The sequence below is a fragment of the Brachybacterium sacelli genome (genome assembly GCF_017876545.1).
Taxonomy (GTDB): Bacteria; Actinomycetota; Actinomycetes; order Actinomycetales; family Dermabacteraceae; genus Brachybacterium; species Brachybacterium sacelli.
On sequence record NZ_JAGIOD010000002.1, the window covers coordinates 1,279,985 to 1,294,413 of the forward strand.

At 70.7% G+C, this 14,429-nt stretch carries 12 protein-coding genes; 3 read left to right on the forward strand and 9 right to left on the reverse strand.

What is annotated here, in order from left to right; all coding sequences use genetic code 11:
* Positions 1-34: 34 nt before the first annotated feature.
* Positions 35-1,918, reverse strand: coding sequence for a DNA helicase RecQ (recQ, locus tag JOF43_RS20240; protein ID WP_209904948.1), 1,884 nt, complete (start codon positions 1,916-1,918; stop codon positions 35-37).
* A gap of 79 nt (positions 1,919-1,997) precedes the next feature.
* On the opposite strand from recQ, the gene JOF43_RS20245 reads away from it, so the two are divergent.
* Entirely contained in the window at positions 1,998-2,546 is a 549-nt protein-coding gene (locus JOF43_RS20245; protein ID WP_209904949.1) for a dihydrofolate reductase family protein, read from the forward strand.
* 239 nt (positions 2,547-2,785) lie between these two features.
* Entirely contained in the window at positions 2,786-4,168 is a 1,383-nt protein-coding gene (locus tag JOF43_RS20250) for a TM2 domain-containing protein (RefSeq protein WP_245354629.1), read from the forward strand.
* A 114-nt stretch (positions 4,169-4,282) separates the two neighbouring features.
* On the opposite strand, the gene JOF43_RS20255 is transcribed toward JOF43_RS20250, so the two are convergent.
* The 5 genes from JOF43_RS20255 to JOF43_RS20275 form a co-directional block, all read right to left on the reverse strand.
* Positions 4,283-4,645: a DoxX family protein gene (locus JOF43_RS20255; protein WP_245354630.1), complete on the reverse strand. Its 363-nt coding sequence runs from the start codon at positions 4,643-4,645 to the stop codon at positions 4,283-4,285.
* Positions 4,639-5,235, reverse strand: a complete 597-nt coding sequence (locus JOF43_RS20260) for a TetR/AcrR family transcriptional regulator (RefSeq protein ID WP_209904950.1) — start codon at positions 5,233-5,235, stop codon at positions 4,639-4,641. The genes JOF43_RS20255 and JOF43_RS20260 overlap by 7 nt, the downstream gene beginning before the upstream one ends.
* 66 nt (positions 5,236-5,301) lie before the next feature.
* Positions 5,302-6,870 (reverse strand): DHA2 family efflux MFS transporter permease subunit, encoded by a 1,569-nt coding sequence (locus JOF43_RS20265; RefSeq protein ID WP_209904951.1) that lies wholly within the window; start codon positions 6,868-6,870, stop codon positions 5,302-5,304.
* A 54-nt stretch (positions 6,871-6,924) separates the two neighbouring features.
* Positions 6,925-7,902, reverse strand: coding sequence for an alpha/beta fold hydrolase (locus JOF43_RS20270; RefSeq protein ID WP_209904952.1), 978 nt, complete (start codon positions 7,900-7,902; stop codon positions 6,925-6,927).
* 2 nt (positions 7,903-7,904) lie between these two features.
* Positions 7,905-8,897 (reverse strand): alpha/beta fold hydrolase, encoded by a 993-nt coding sequence (locus JOF43_RS20275; protein ID WP_209904953.1) that lies wholly within the window; start codon positions 8,895-8,897, stop codon positions 7,905-7,907.
* A gap of 59 nt (positions 8,898-8,956) precedes the next feature.
* Between JOF43_RS20275 and JOF43_RS20280 the strand changes: the two genes are divergently transcribed.
* Positions 8,957-9,547 (forward strand): TetR/AcrR family transcriptional regulator, encoded by a 591-nt coding sequence (locus tag JOF43_RS20280; protein ID WP_209904954.1) that lies wholly within the window; start codon positions 8,957-8,959, stop codon positions 9,545-9,547.
* Positions 9,548-9,559: 12 nt separating this feature from the next.
* Here the strand turns inward: JOF43_RS20280 and JOF43_RS20285 are convergent, their stop codons facing one another.
* The 3 genes from JOF43_RS20285 to JOF43_RS20295 all read right to left on the reverse strand — a co-directional run bounded on the left by JOF43_RS20285 (position 9,560) and on the right by JOF43_RS20295 (position 14,408).
* Positions 9,560-10,948 carry a DUF3100 domain-containing protein gene (locus tag JOF43_RS20285; RefSeq protein ID WP_209904955.1) on the reverse strand — a complete coding sequence of 463 codons (1,389 nt, stop codon included), beginning with the start codon at positions 10,946-10,948 and terminating at the stop codon, positions 9,560-9,562.
* Entirely contained in the window at positions 10,945-12,279 is a 1,335-nt protein-coding gene (locus tag JOF43_RS20290) for a M20/M25/M40 family metallo-hydrolase (protein ID WP_209904956.1), read from the reverse strand. Before JOF43_RS20290 ends, JOF43_RS20285 begins: the two co-directional genes overlap by 4 nt.
* Before the next feature lie 86 nt (positions 12,280-12,365).
* Positions 12,366-14,408: a GMC oxidoreductase gene (locus JOF43_RS20295; protein ID WP_209904957.1), complete on the reverse strand. Its 2,043-nt coding sequence runs from the start codon at positions 14,406-14,408 to the stop codon at positions 12,366-12,368.
* Between the last annotated feature and the right edge of the window lie 21 nt (positions 14,409-14,429).

Sequence of the window (14,429 nt, forward strand, 5' to 3'; positions counted from 1 at the left end):
GGGCAGGCTGCCGGGGCCGGGCCTCAGGGCCAGGTCAGCTCTGGCCGGTCAGCACCTCGAGCACGTCCTCGCCGTACTCGGCGAGCTTCTTGGCGCCGACGCCGCTGACGGTGCCGAGCGCCGCGACCGTCTCCGGCTTGGTCTCGACGATCCCGACGAGGGTCGCGTCGGAGAAGACCATGTAGGGGGCGATCTGCTTCTCCTTCGCCACCGAGGTGCGCCACTGGCGCAGCGCCTCGAAGCGCTCGCGCTCGGCGATCTCGAGCCCCTCCGCCGCCCGCGGGGCACCGCCGCCGCGGCCGGAGCGGGAGCGCGAGGGCTTCGTGGGGGAGCGGTCGACGGCGAGCTCGAGGGCGACCTCGCCGCGCAGCACCGGACCGGCCTGGGAGCCGGGCACCAGGACGCCGTAGTCGCCCTCGGGCTCGACGATCCCGCGGGCCACCAGCTGGCGCAGCGCGGAGCGCCACTGCTTCTCCGTGAGCTCCTCGCCGATGCCCCACACCGTGAGCTCCTCGTGGCGGGACTGTCGCGAGCGCTCGTTCTCCCGGCCCAGCAGCACCTCGATGACCTGGCCGGAGCCGAACTTCTGGCCGCGCTCGCGGTCCAGGCGGATCAGCGTCGACAGCAGCTTCTGCGCGGGGACGGTCGCGTCCCAGGTCTGCGGCGGGTTCAGGCAGATGTCGCAGTTCCCGCAGGGACGGGAGTCCTGGCCGAAGTAGCGCAGCAGCTGCACCCGGCGGCAGGAGACCGTCTCGCACAGGGCCAGCATGGCCTCGAGGTGGGAGCGGGCATTGCGCTTGAACTGCTCGTTGCCCTCGCCGGAGTCGATGAACTTGCGCTGGCTGACCACGTCGCCCAGGCCGTAGGCCATCCAGGCGGTCGAGGGCTGGCCGTCGCGGCCGGCGCGCCCGGTCTCCTGGTAGTAGCCCTCGATGGACTTGGGCAGGTCGAGGTGGGCGACGAAGCGGACGTCGGGCTTGTCGATGCCCATGCCGAAGGCGATCGTCGCCACGATGATCAGCCCCTCGGCGCGCAGGAACCGCTCCTGGTGATCCTGGCGCACGCTCGCGTCGAGCCCGGCGTGGTACGGGAGGGCGGCGATGCCGTGGTCCGAGAGCCACTGCGCGGTGGTCTCCACACTCTTGCGCGAGAGGCAGTAGACGATCCCGGACTCGCCCTCGTGCTCGGTCGTGATCAGGCGCAGCAACTGCTCGCGCGGGGAGGCCTTGGGCTCGATCCGGTACTGAATGTTGGGGCGGTCGAAGCTGGCCACGAAGTGCTCGGCGGCATCCATCCGCAGCCGCTCGGTGAGCTCACGGTGGGTGGCCTCGGTGGCGGTGGCGGTCAGGGCGATCCGCGGAACGGTGGGGAAGGCGTCGGCCAGCACCGACAGCCCCAGGTAGTCGGGGCGGAAGTCGTGCCCCCACTGGGAGACGCAGTGTGCCTCGTCGATCGCGACCAGGGAGAGCTCGGCGCGTCCCAGCAGATCCAGGGTGCGGGGCAGGACGAGCCGCTCCGGCGCCATGTACAGCAGGTCCAGCTCACCGGCGAGCAGCTGCTGCTCGACGGCCTGCGCCTCGTGCCGCTCGAGGGTGGAGTTGAGATAGGCGGCGCGGATGCCGACGCCCTCGAGCGCGGCGACCTGGTCGGCCATCAGCGCGATCAGCGGCGAGACGACGATGCCGGTGCCGCTGCGCAGCAGCGCGGGGATCTGGTAGCACAGCGACTTTCCGCCGCCGGTGGGCATGAGCACCACGGCATCGCCGCCGCCGGCGACCTGGTCGATGATCGCGGCCTGTTCCCCGCGGAAGGAGTCGTAGCCGAAGACCGCCGAGAGGACCCTCAGGGCGCGGTCCGTCTGGTCCTCGTCCCCCTCGCGGAGTGCGGAGATCGGGTCGACGGTGCGCGGGGAGTCCATGGGCGCCACTGTATTCGGGTGGGGCGACGGGCGGGGACCGCGAGGGACGAGTGTGGACTCTTGCCGTAGACTGTGGGAGATGAGACCTCTGCGGTACTCCATCAACGTCACCGTCGACGGCTGCTGTGATCACCGGGCGGTTGAGCCCGACGAGCAGATGCACCGCCACCACGCCGAGAACCTCGAGCGCGCCGACGCGCTCCTGTTCGGGCGCATCACGTACCAGATGATGGAGGAGGCCTGGCGGCTCCCGCAGCCGCCGGGAGCGTTCCCGGAGTGGATGGAGCCCTTCGCCCGCACGATCGACGCCGCGAAGAAGTACGTCGTCTCGAGCACGCTGGACCAGGTCGACTGGAACGCGGAGCTCCTTCGCGGGAATCTGGCCACGGCGGTCAGGAAGCTCAAGGACGCCCCCGGCGGGGAGATCTTCGTCGGTGGCGTGACCCTCCCTCATGCGCTGGCGGAGCTGGGTCTGATCGACGAGTACGAGTTCGTGGTCCATCCCCGGATCGCGGGCCACGGGCCCACGTTGTTCGCCGGGCTGGCCGAGGCGGTCGACCTCCGCCTCCTCGAGCGATTCGAGCTGGGAACCGGCGCCGTGGTGCTGAAGTACGCGCCGCGGGGGTGACGCGCGCTGCTGCTCGCCGACGAGCGCGTGCAACCTGGCACAGCAGCCGAGGCGTCCCGGCCGCTCGCGCCTCGGTCGGCTGAGTGATCCATGGCACGAGAGTGCCCTCGCGCCGTGGAGAACTCCCTGGTGAGCGTGCGTCTGGGGTGATGACGATGCACCTGTTCCCGGACAGGTGACTTCGAGTGTCGGCCCCCTTGTTTAGGCTCCCCCCAGATCGACAGGGTGAAACGTCGGCAATGTCGGGAATCACCCAGTGGTCCATTCCCTTTTCGCTGGTCATGCGCTTTCTCGCGCCCGATTCCTCCAGGAGCATCATGTCTTCCACCTTCCCGCCGCCGCCCGGCGGCCACCCCCAGCAGCCCGGCGACGGCCAGATCACACCCGGACAGCACACGCCATACCCTGCCGCGCAGAGCGGCACCCAGTACGGCGGCCAGCGGCTCCAGCAGCCATCGGGCGCGCCACCGAATCAGGGCGAGGGGGCGCCGCAGTCCGGCTTCGGCGCCCCCTCGCCGAACGCTCTCTACGGTGCGCAGTCGCCGTACACCCAGGGCCCGGCCGGCTCGCCGAATCCGGGGCACCGCAGTCAGCAACCGGCACCGCAGATCACCCCTGCGCCTTACGTGAGGATGCCGGGTTCTGCTGCCCCTGCTGCGCCGCAAAAGGACTTCGTCGTGGCGTGGCTGCTCGCGCTCTTCCTCGGCGCGTTCGGTGTGGATCGCTTCTACCGCGGATTCGTGGGGCTCGGCATCCTCAAGCTCATCACCTGCGGCGGGGCAGGGATCTGGGCGCTGGTCGATCTGTTGATCATCGTCTTCACCGGCGGCCGGGACAGCACCGGGCGGCCGCTGGCGAACTACGAGCAGAACAAGAAGCTCTCCTGGATCGTCACCGCGATCGTGGTGGGCATCAGCCTCATTTTCTTCGCCATCAACAGCGCGACGAGCGATGGCACCGACACGACGTCTGCGACCGACGAGACCGTCGCCACCGAGGAGCTCGAGCCTGAGGCTGTCGAGCAGGAGGTCGCCGCCGAGGAGGAGCCGGCTGCGGAGAAGGAGCCTGCTGCCGAGGAGGAGCCGGCTGCGGAGAAGGAGCCTGCTGCCGAGGAGAAGCCTGTTGCCGAGGAGGCTCCAGCTCCCGTCGTCCCGGCGACCCAGCAGGCCATGTCGGACGCGGTCGCCCAGGGAAGGTCAGAAGCGGAGAACGCTGAGACGGATCTGCAACGCGCGAATGTCCTCACGGTACGCAGTGAGAGCATGTGCGAGTCCATTTCCGACGGCGCCGTGGAGGACTGGGTAGGTACGGTCGTGACCGTCGATGCCAACGGTGAAGGCAAGGCCGTCGTCACCCTCTCGATCGAGGAGGACATCGAGATCGGGACCTGGAACAACGCCTTCTCCGACATGTCCGACAACACGCTCATCGAGCAGGGCAGCCCGCTCTACGATTCTGCGCTGGCCCTGGCGCCGGGGGACACCGTGACGTTCTCCGGCACGCTCAAGTCCGGCAACGAGGGCAACGACGAGTGCTACTACGCCTCGAACATGACCGAGGCGATGTCCATCGACTCGCCCGACTACATCATCACCTTCTCCGCCCTCAAGAAGCTCGGGTGAGTTCATCGGTCGGTCGGTGAGGACGGGGCCGCGGCACCAGTCCGCGGCCCCGCCTCCGCATCGCGGCGTCCTTCGCTCTTGCGACAGATCTCGGGGCGGTTCATGTCTCGTCGTTCACGCGGCGAGGTTCGCAACGAGCACCGCGAGCGACAGTGCCAGCATCCCCAGGCAGTTCACCCAGAACGCGGACCCGAAGAACCGGGCGCGCAGGTGCGCCACCACCGCGCAGCCGAAGTAGGCCACGACCCCCACGGTCGCGGCGACGGCGACGCCGGGCAGCCAGATGCCGACGACCAGCCCGACCACCGCGAGCGTCTTGACGACGATCAGCACCCACCACCACTGGCGCGGGAACCCGACGCCGTCCAGGCAGTCGCGGATGAACGCGGGCGGGCGCAGGGACAGCGCAGCGTCGACAGCCAGGGCGAGCGCCAGGAGGGCCAGGGGCCACCACGGGACGGGGTCGAGGATCAGCATGAGGGCCCCGGTGTGTGGAAGAAGGCGGCGAAGGCGGACAGCAGGGACTCGGGGAGCTCGTCCGGCTCGGCGTCCGCGCGTGCCGCCCAGCTGAACAGCACGCCGACATAGGCGAAGTAGATCGACCGGGCGGTGGGCGCGGCCTCGTCGGCCGTGCGGGCCCCGCTGCGCAGGACCACCTGCTCGATCTCGCCGATGAGCTGTCCCGCGAGCTCGGTGAACAGCGTGGAGGAGTGTTGGGCCCGGACCAGGATCGAGGCGTAGGTGCGCGCCAGTTCCGCCCGCCCCGTGAACAGGACGACGAAGGGATCCACCAGGGCGAGGATCTGCTGCGCGGGAGCCGCCGTGGTCCCCCTCGACACGGTGGGGGCGCCAGGGGACCGGCTCTGGTCAGCGGCGATGAGGTCGTCGAACACCCGGACCAGGAGGGTCTCCTTGTCACCGACGGCAATCACCGTCCCGACGCTGACCCCGCTCTCGGCAGCGATGTCGCGAATGGTGGTGGCAGCGAATCCCTGCTCGGTGAAGAGGTGATCCGCCGTGGCGAGGACGCGGGACTGCGTGGCACGACGGAGCTCTTCGCGTCGCATCGGGAGACCTCTCTGACTGAACAGGTTCAGTGAACACGTTCAGCGTAGCAGAGAGTACTCACGCCCTCACGCGTCCTCCGCCCACGCGCCCGAGTCCACGGGCCGGCCGATGAAGAAGGCGGCGACCACGCCCACCAGGGAGAGCACCACCGGCAGCAACAGCGAGTCGGCCATGGCGGAGGCGAAGGGGGCGTAGAGAAATTCGGGAAGCTCCGTGGTCGAGGACCCCTCGCCGCCCGAGGGCATCTCTCCGCCCGACCCGGTGCCGACCGCCTCGGTGATCCGGGCGGCGATGCGGTCGTTCATCAGTGTCGCGATCGCCGCCGAGCCGAGCACGGAGCCGATCTGGCGGGTCTCGTTGTACACCCCGGAGCCGGCTCCGGCGCGCGACGGCGGGAGATTGCGCGTCGCCGTCAGGGACAGCGGCCCCCAGATCAGGGCGTTGCCGAGGCCCACCAGCACGAAGGGCAGCAGGAGCAGCGCGATCGAAGCGCCGGGTGTCATCAGTCGCGAGAGCCAGAAGAGACCGACCGCCAGCGACACGAAGCCGCCGACGGCCATCCAGCGCGGGTTGTATCGGGTCATGTTCTTGCCGACCACCGGCGCCAGCGCGAGGGATACCAGCGCCATCGGCGCCGTCATCAGGGCCGCCTCGGTGGGTGACATGCCCATCACCCGCTGGAAGTACAGCGTGATGGGGAAGGACAGCGTCAGCACCGTCGCACCCATCATCGCGATGGCGATGTTGGCGACCGAGAAGTTGCGGTCGCGGAAGAGCGTGAGGGGTACCAGCGGCTCGCGGCGGTTCAGCGCCTGCCAGAGCACGAAGGCGGCCATCACGAGGACGCCGGCGATGATCAGCCCGGGCACGCTGATCGGCAGGTGCGTGGTCAGCGGGCCGATCTGCAGGGAGTCGGTGATCGTGCCCCAGTCGTAGGTGTTGCCCTCCTGGATCCCGAACACCAGCAGGAACAGTCCGGCCGCGGAGAGCACCACGCCCAGCCAGTCGAAGGAGTGGGCACGGCGGGAGAAGCGGGGCACGTTCCGCCAGGCCAGCAGCAAGCCGATCACACCGACGGGAATGTTCACGAAGAAGATCCATTCCCAGCCGGGGCCGTCCACCAGCAGGCCGCCCGCGAGGGGCCCCACCAGCGTGGCCACCCCGGCGGTCGCACCCCACAGGGCCATGGCCTGGCCACGGTCCTCGGGGGCGAACAGCCGGGTGATCATCGACATCGTCTGCGGCGTCATCATGCCGGCGCCGAGACCCTGGACGACGCGCGCGATGATCAGCATCTCGACGCTGCCGGACAGCCCGCACCACAGGCTCGCCGCGGTGAAGACCGCCAGGCCGCCCATGTACATCGTCTTCATCCCGAGCCGGTCTCCCAGGCGTCCGGTGATCAGCAGCGGCACCGCGTAGGCGAGCAGGTAGGCACTGGTGACCCACAGCAGGGAGGACAGGTCCGTGTCGAGGTCGGCCTGCATGCGCGGGATCGCGACCGTGACGATGGTGGTGTCCACGAGGATCATGAAGAACCCCAGCACGATCGACCACAGCGCGGGCCAGGGACGGTCCAGGCGCGGGTCGCGGGAGGTCCGGGCGGTGTCGGCGGTCTGGTCGGCGGAGGACATGCAGGGCCCTTCGGTGGGGCAGGAGAGCGGTCCGGGCGGAGCGCAGAGAGAAGGTTACGCCTGTCCCGCCGGGCGGCGAGCCTCGACCTCGGTGACGAAGTCACCGACGAGGGAGGCGATCTCCTCGGGATACTCGCCGTTCAGGGCGTGGGACGCCTCGGCGAGCACCTCCACGCGGCCGTCGGACAGGGCGGCCCGGGCGGTCCTGGCCGCCTGTGCGGGATCGTGCATGACCGACTTCCCCGCGATGATCGCGAGGACGGGCACCTCGAGCTCGCCGAGCCGCTGCGGCGAGATCCGCGTGGGCGGCGGAGCGGTCATCCGGTACTGCCCCATGCCGGCCTCGATCATGCGGGCCACCGGCAGATCCTCGACCTCGGCGCCCCCGGAGACGTAGGAGGTGAAGGCGTCGCGCCAGGAACGGGGCAACCACGGCAGCACCGCAGCCGGCGACCGCACGATCGTGCCCCATGGGAGGTCGCCGAAGCTCACCACCGGGTCGAGCACGCTCACGCTCGCCACGTCCTCCCGATGGTGGAGAGCGAGGTTCAGCGCGGTCCAGCCGCCGAGGGAATGGCCGAGGAGGTGCAGGCGCTCCTCGGGCAGGTCCGCGAGCACCTGCGCGAGCCACGACGCCTTGTCGGCATCGTCGGTGATCGGCCGGTCCTGGATGCTGTGACCGGGTTCGCCGAGCAGGTCGAGGGCGTAGACGTCGGCGAGTTCGAGCAGGGAGGGCAGGTTGTCGGCCCACATCGGGGTGCCGGAGGTGGTCCCTGGCAGGAGCAGCAGCGGGGAGCGCGCCGTGCCGCGACCTGCGAACCGGTAGACGCGCACGACGCCGTAGTCGGTGCGCACGTCCAGGGTCGCGGCCGGGCGGGGGAGGTCGGCGAAGGTCGCGTCGTAGGCGGCGAAGTACGCCGCCCGGCCCGCGGTGGAGCGCCAGTGGCCGACGGGGGAGGAGCGGTCGGGGGCCAGGGCGGCACCCAGTGCTGCGGCGCCGAGGAGGCCGGCGGCGACGGTGCGGGTGGACATGGTCAGCGGGCCTCGATCCCGGTGGTGAAGTCGTCGACGAGGGCGGCGATCTCCTCGGGGTACTCTCCGTTGATCGCATGGGAGGCCTCGGCGAAGACCTCCACCCGGCCGTCGGGCAGAGCGGAGCGGGCGGTCCCGGCGGCGTCCTCGGGATCGAGCATCACCGACCTCCCCGCGATGATCGCGAGCACCGGGACCTCGAGCGTCCCGAGCTGCTCGGGCGTGATCCGGGTGGGCTGGGGCTGGGCCATGCGGAAGTTCTGCATGCCCGCCTCGATCATGCGTCCCACCGGGTCGTCCTGCACCGGAGCCCCACCGGCGGTGTAGGAGTTGAAGGAGTCGCGCCATGCCTTCGGCATCCAGTTGAAGGCGGACGGGATCGAGCGGACGACCGTGCCCAGCGGGATGTCGTCGTAGGTCTGGACCGGATCGAGGGTGGTCAGGCTCTCCAGGTGTTCGTCGTGGTGGAGGGCGAGGTTGGTCGCCGTCCAGCCGCCGATGGAAAGGCCGAGCGCGTGGAAGCGCTCCTCCGGCAGACCGTCGAGCGCCTGGTCGAGCCAGGCGGCCTTGTCCGCGTCGTCGGTGATCGGTCGGTCCTGGATGCTGCGTCCGGGCTCGCCGAGCAGATCCATGGCGTAGACGTCACCGACCCTCAGCAGGGAGGGGATGTTGTCCGCCATGACCGGCATCCCGGCGGCGGTGCCGGGCAGCACCAGGAGGGGATGCTCGAGGTCTCCGGAGCCGTCGAAGCGGTACACGCGCACCACGCCGAAGTCGGTGCGCACGTCATGGGTCTCGGCGGGTTCGGGGAGGGCGGCGAAGGCGGTGTCGTAGGCCTCGAGATAGGCGGCGCGCCCCTCGGCGGAGCGCCAGTGCCCCACCGGGGCCGCCGATCCGGAACCGAGGGCGAAGCCCGCCGCCAGGGCGCACGCCAGTCCTCCGGCGAGTAGGAGGCGTCGACGGCGACGTCGTGGCGGGGTCGGGTGCTCGGGCATCTCACGGTCCCTTCTCCGGACGGCTGTACAATAATCGACCATGCGGTAGATTGGCTGTCATGTCAACCAGGAGAGGTCCCGGACGTCCGCCGGGGGCGGCCGCGCCGCGCCGCGAGCAGCTGATCGAGGTCACCATCGAGCTGGTCGGCGACCAGGGGTACGCCGCGGCCACACTGGGCCGGATCGCGGAGGCGGCCGGGCTGAGCAAGGCCAGTGTGCTGCACCACGTCCCCTCGGTCGCGGAACTGCTCGCTGCCGCGTACGAGCAGGTGTTGGCCTCGATGGTCGCCGAGGTGGGCGGCGCCGTCGAGGAGGCCCCCGCGGCGGACCGCCCCGTCGTCTACGTCACCGCGATGATCGGGTACTTCCGCGAGCACCCCCGGCACACCCGCGTCGCCTCCGAGGCGCTCGTCCACCTGAGGCTGCCCGGTGAGTCCCGGGAGCGCTGGGAGCCCCTCGCTCAGCTGCTCGAGCAGGCGCGCACGGCGCGGGGTCTCCCGCCGGCCCGGGAGCTGCGCACCGCGGCCCTGGCCATCGGCGGGGGGATCGATGCGATCGTGCGCGAGCAGCAACTGGACCCGTCGTACGACAGCGCGCGGGCGGCCGAGCTGTTGGCCGGCGTGCTGGAGAACGTGGTGCTCAGCCACTGAGACGTCGAATGCTCAGGAACCGGCGACCGAGAGGCCGAACTGGGCGAGCAGAGCGGAGCCGACATAGGTGCCGAGGAAGACGAACACGGCCGTGATCGCGATCTTCCAGGAGGTCTTGGAGAGATCCACCAGACGATCGGCGACGCTGACCCCGGCGAAGGCGAGGATCGGGGTGGTCAGGGACAGGAAGTCGACGCCCCCGATCGCGTCGACGAACCCGCCCCAGGCCAGGCAACCGGCGAGCGAGACCAAGGAGACCCAGCCCAGCACTGGGAAATCGCGCAGCAGGGGCACCCGGCTGAGCGTCATGAGGTCGCCGACGACGATGCCGAGCAGCGCGAACAGCCACAACGCGACAAGCCCTCCCAGGGTGAGCAGCGTGATCGGGGTCGACCCGGGGTTCACCCACAGCTTCATCTGCTGGGTGAACAGCACCAGGACGAGCGACAGCAGCAGCACGCCCATGAACATCGTGTAGCGGTGGGGAGCGAACAGCTCGCTGGCCGTCGGTACGGACCGCCCACCCGTGACGGAGTTGGCCGGGTGGGCGGTCGTGGCCATCCCGGAGGCGGGAAGTCTGTCCTTGCCGCGCATGAACAGGTTGTAGAGCGCCCGCTGCAGCGGAACGGCGAGGAAGACCATGGTGTACGTGCCGATGAAGCTGGTCAGCAGCTGACTCGCGGCGGCGTAGGAGACGATGGTGTCCTGCAGCTGGGGCACCTGGGCGGCGAGGGTCGAGGAGGATGCCGTCATCATGGAGGCCGAGCCCATGCCCGAGGCGATCGCCAACGCCCGCACGTCCAGGCCTGTGCCCAGCAGGATCGGCGCCACGACGGAGAAGAACAGCGCGCCGAACAGTGTGCCCATGAGATACATCGAGAGCACGCCGCGTCCTGGATCGGAGTTCAGCGTGTACTTCTCGGAGATGTACGCGAGCTCGCCCTCACGGCCCAGGCCGAGCGTCGAGCCGATCGCGTGGCGTCGCAGCCCGAGCATCAGTGCGACCGGCAGTCCGAGCACTACCGTGCCGAGGTTCCCGAGCTCCTGCAGCAGGAACACCCAGCCGATCGACACGATCTCCCCGAGGCGCGGGGCGACGTCCGCACCGTAACGCGCCATCAGCGGCAGCATGATGATGATCAGGAATGCGCCGGAGAACCCGACGTTGCGCGCGGAGTAGACACGGCGCAGGATCCCCTTCCGCCAGGCCGGGATCCCCAGGATCATCGTGAGGAGCACGGCGAACACCAGCGGCAGCACGGTGATGGTCATCGACGAAGTGATCGGCAGGGACCGGATGCCGATGCCCTCGGCGACGACGATCGCGATGACCACGAGGAGCAGCAGCAGGGCCATCTCCAGCGCCGTGCCGCCGCGCCGGGACGGGGCGGACGAGCTCATCGATCCTCCTGGGTCCGGGCCGACGGCATCGGAGCCGGTGCGTCGACCACCTCGACGGGCACGGGGGCGATCTCGGCGAGAGCGGCGACGTAGTCGGAGAACGAGCGGTGCGGCAGGGGGCGGGGCAGGTGGCGGCCCATGGTCAGCAGTGCTCGCTCCAGCAGACGCGGCACGGCGATCAACACGTGCTCGGGGTCGACCATCCGGAAGTCCTTGCCGTGGATGGTGCCGTCGAATCCGCCGTAGGAGAGCTGGACGGTCGGCATCATGAACGACAGGTCGCCCGCATCCCCGGCGGCGGCGATCGCGCCGCGGTCCTCGAGGAGGCGGGTGATGTGCTCATCGTGCGCGAAGGCGTCCCGGAACGCGCCGGACATCGTGCGGTCCTGCACGAACGGCAGATAACCCATCTCGGTGGTGATGTGCGCCGTGCCCCCGAGGGCCGCAGCGCAGCCCTGCGCGGCACGGTCCACGCGCGCCGCGACCTCGCCGAGGTAGTCGACGTCCGTCGAGCGGACGTCGGTGCCGACGACCGCACGGTGGGGCACGACGTTCGTGGTCATCTCGGTCGAGGGGATGACGGGGTTCATGCGGACCAGCACGTCCTCGCGCAGCTGCTGGCGGCCGAGACCCAGCGCGGTGGTGAACAGGGTCGCCATGGCGTAGGCGTTGGTGCCGCTGAAAGGATCCAGGCCCGCGTGGGCGGCGACGCCCTCGAACTCCACCGTCTTGTACAGGAATCCGGCGAGATCGCAGTCGATCTCGATCGTCGGCTCCACCTGCAGGCCGCCGATGGCGTGCAGGCACACGGCGGCGTCGAGATCGTCGAAGACGCCCAGCATCATGGCCTCGGGCTTCCCGCCGAACCAGGTGATGTCCCCGCTCTCTCGCAGTTCGGCTCGGTGGGCCAGATCCACGAACTCTTCGGCGGGGACGAAGACGAAGCTGAGGTCGACGTCCGCCTGCTTCCAGGAGTCTGTGGCCATCAGGTGCGCGAAGACGGCCAAGGCGATCCCGACTTGGGTGTGGTGGCCGCAGGCGTGGACGGCGCCGGTGGCCGGGTCAGCATCCGGGTGCGCCGAGGAGATCACCGCGTCGAGCTCGGCCACGACAGCGATGCGACGACGGGTCGGATCCTCCGGTGCGGCGGAGGGCAGAGAGACCTTCAGACCCGTCGTCGAGAAGTGCTCGATAGCCAACCCTGTGCCGTGCCGCGCCAGGTACTCCTCGACGACGCGCGCGGTGCGTCGCTCACCGTAGCCGAGCTCAGGATTCTCCCAGAGCCCGGAGACGAGGTCATGGACCTCAGGAAAGAGGCTGTCGAAGGTCATGGTCAGGGAGCTCCTGGGTCGAGGTCGGCGCTGCATTCTACGGCGGGGTCGGCCGCAGACCGGGCGACGTCCATATCGACCCGGTGTCAGGAGCGGAGCATCACGCCCTCGCTGATCCGCAGTGCGTTCGCGTAGATCGTCAGCACCGGATTCGCCCCGCCGTTGGTGACGTGGGTCGAGCCGTCGGCGACCACGATGTTCTCGTGGCCCCACAGCCGTCCCTCCGGGGTGACCACGGACGTCGCAGGATCGGTGCCCATCCGGCAGGTTCCCGCCTGGTGCTGGCCGTTGCTGGGCGGGGTGAGGCCCTCGAGCGGCGGCATCGGCCGCACCTCGAGGGCGCCCGCCTCCCGCAGCCATTCGGCGGCGCGGGAGGAGAGGAGGTCACGCCCGCGCAGGTCCTCCGGGTGCAGGCTGCCGCTGAGATGCACGAGGGCACGGCCGAACCGGTCGCGCCTGGTGCGGTCGAGCCGCACGCGGGAGTCCGCGGTGGTGACCTCCTGGACGGGGCCGACGACCGTGCCCAGGCGCAGCATCGCCCGTTCCATCGCGGGGGAGCCGACGGGGGTCTCGGGGTCGACGAGGCCGTTCCGGCGCAGGGCCCGCTGGGTGTCGGCAGGGGTGGGCACGAACTCGTCGGCGAGGATCCCGCCGCCGATGACGCCGTCGTTGCCGTGACGGAGATCCGCGGTGGAGATGTCGGGGCCCGGGCCCCGGAGGTCCACGACCTGTTCGGCGAACAGGGCGCTCGCCCCGCCGTAGGCGTGACCCTGCAGGTGCCGCCCCACCTGGTCGGCGGAGTTGCCGAGGCCGCGGGGGTCGTCGTCGGTGGCGCTGTCCAGCAGCAGCCGGGCGCTCTCGATCGCGCCGGCGGCCAGGACGACGAGTTCGGTGCGTATCCGACGGTGCCAGATCCGTCCGTCGCGCTCGCCGACGAGCTCGACGGCTCGGGCGCGAGCGTCGGGCCCGACCTCGATCCGGGCGGCCTGCGCGCCGGGCAGGAGGGTGGCGTTACCGGTGGCCAGCGCCGCGGGCAGGGTGGTGTTGTGGCTGCCCGCGCGGGCGCCCACGGGGCAGTCGAGACCCACGCACTGTGAGCAGCGCACACAGGCGGGACGCCCGGCCCGCTCGCGGGTGTTGATCAGCAGCGGGACGGGCTGGGTGCCCAGCCCCAGTCGTCCGGCGGCGCCTGCGAGCAGGTCCCCGAGCGGGGAGCGGGACAGCGGACCCAACGGCAGCTCCGCGCTGCGCGACCCCTCCCACGGGTCGGACGACGGGCCGCCGCTGACCCCGAGCAGCTGCTCGATGCGTGTGTAGTAGGGCTCGAGGTCCTCGTAGTCCAGCGGCCAGTCCGCCAGGGAGCTGCCGTCGGGGACGCCGTAGGTGCTGGCCATGGCGAAGTCACGCGGACCGAAGCGCCACGCCTGCGCGCCGTAGACCCGGGTGCCGCCGCCGAGCGTCATCGCGTTGTTCCCCCACAGCGCCTGCCCGGCGACCACGTCCCGCGGGGCGGCGTCGCCGAGGCTCACCTCGCGGGGTTCGGCGTCGGGCCCCGGCCCGGACCAGGGGAACAGCCCCAGGGCAGAGCGCGGCGTGCGCAGATGGTCGGTCAGCAGGCGGTCGCGACTGGGGAGGCTCCCGCGTTCGACGACGAGGATCCTCCGTCCGTCCTCGGCGAGGGTCTGCGCGGCCACGCCGCCGCCGGCGCCGGAGCCGATGACGATCACGTCGTAGTGGTCCGCGAGCTCCTCCGGGGCAGCGAAGGCCGCGCGATCCAGCAGCAGTGGTGCGGTGTCCTCCGACGCCGGCGGGGACCAGGTCCGAACGTGCGGGGTGAGGTCGGGGCCGACGCGGTCGGGAGCGAGGCCCCGCTCGTAGAGGAGGTCGCCGACCACGGCACGCACCGCCTGCTCGGAGGCGGGGTCGCCGGGGACATGATTCGCGACCGTCTCGACCCAGCCGACGGGAGCGGTGACGTCGAGGGCCGCGAGCCGGGAGAGCAGCTCGGTGACGAGCTCCGGCGTGGCGAGGGTGGGATCCAGGGAGCGGGTGACGTGCTCGCGGAGGACGGCCGACGGGCCGGCCCCGGCGTCGTCCCGGGCCGTACCGGGAGCGCCGAGGTGGTCCATGACACCCAGCGTAGCCAGTCG

What these genes read in the sequence shown, in the direction of transcription:
- JOF43_RS20245 (WP_209904949.1), top strand. Translation starts at nt 1,998, where the DNA reads ATGAGACCTCTGCGGTACTCCATCAACGTCACCGTCGACGGCTGCTGT.
- JOF43_RS20295 (WP_209904957.1), bottom strand. Translation starts at nt 14,408, where the DNA reads ATGGACCACCTCGGCGCTCCCGGTACGGCCCGGGACGACGCCGGGGCC.
- JOF43_RS20255 (WP_245354630.1), bottom strand. Translation starts at nt 4,645, where the DNA reads ATGCTGATCCTCGACCCCGTCCCGTGGTGGCCCCTGGCCCTCCTGGCG.
- JOF43_RS20270 (WP_209904952.1), bottom strand. Translation starts at nt 7,902, where the DNA reads ATGTCCACCCGCACCGTCGCCGCCGGCCTCCTCGGCGCCGCAGCACTG.
- JOF43_RS20250 (WP_245354629.1), top strand. Translation starts at nt 2,786, where the DNA reads ATGTCGGGAATCACCCAGTGGTCCATTCCCTTTTCGCTGGTCATGCGC.
- recQ (WP_209904948.1), bottom strand. Translation starts at nt 1,918, where the DNA reads ATGGACTCCCCGCGCACCGTCGACCCGATCTCCGCACTCCGCGAGGGG.
- JOF43_RS20275 (WP_209904953.1), bottom strand. Translation starts at nt 8,897, where the DNA reads ATGCCCGAGCACCCGACCCCGCCACGACGTCGCCGTCGACGCCTCCTA.
- JOF43_RS20290 (WP_209904956.1), bottom strand. Translation starts at nt 12,279, where the DNA reads ATGACCTTCGACAGCCTCTTTCCTGAGGTCCATGACCTCGTCTCCGGG.
- JOF43_RS20285 (WP_209904955.1), bottom strand. Translation starts at nt 10,948, where the DNA reads ATGAGCTCGTCCGCCCCGTCCCGGCGCGGCGGCACGGCGCTGGAGATG.
- JOF43_RS20265 (WP_209904951.1), bottom strand. Translation starts at nt 6,870, where the DNA reads ATGTCCTCCGCCGACCAGACCGCCGACACCGCCCGGACCTCCCGCGAC.
- JOF43_RS20260 (WP_209904950.1), bottom strand. Translation starts at nt 5,235, where the DNA reads ATGCGACGCGAAGAGCTCCGTCGTGCCACGCAGTCCCGCGTCCTCGCC.
- JOF43_RS20280 (WP_209904954.1), top strand. Translation starts at nt 8,957, where the DNA reads ATGTCAACCAGGAGAGGTCCCGGACGTCCGCCGGGGGCGGCCGCGCCG.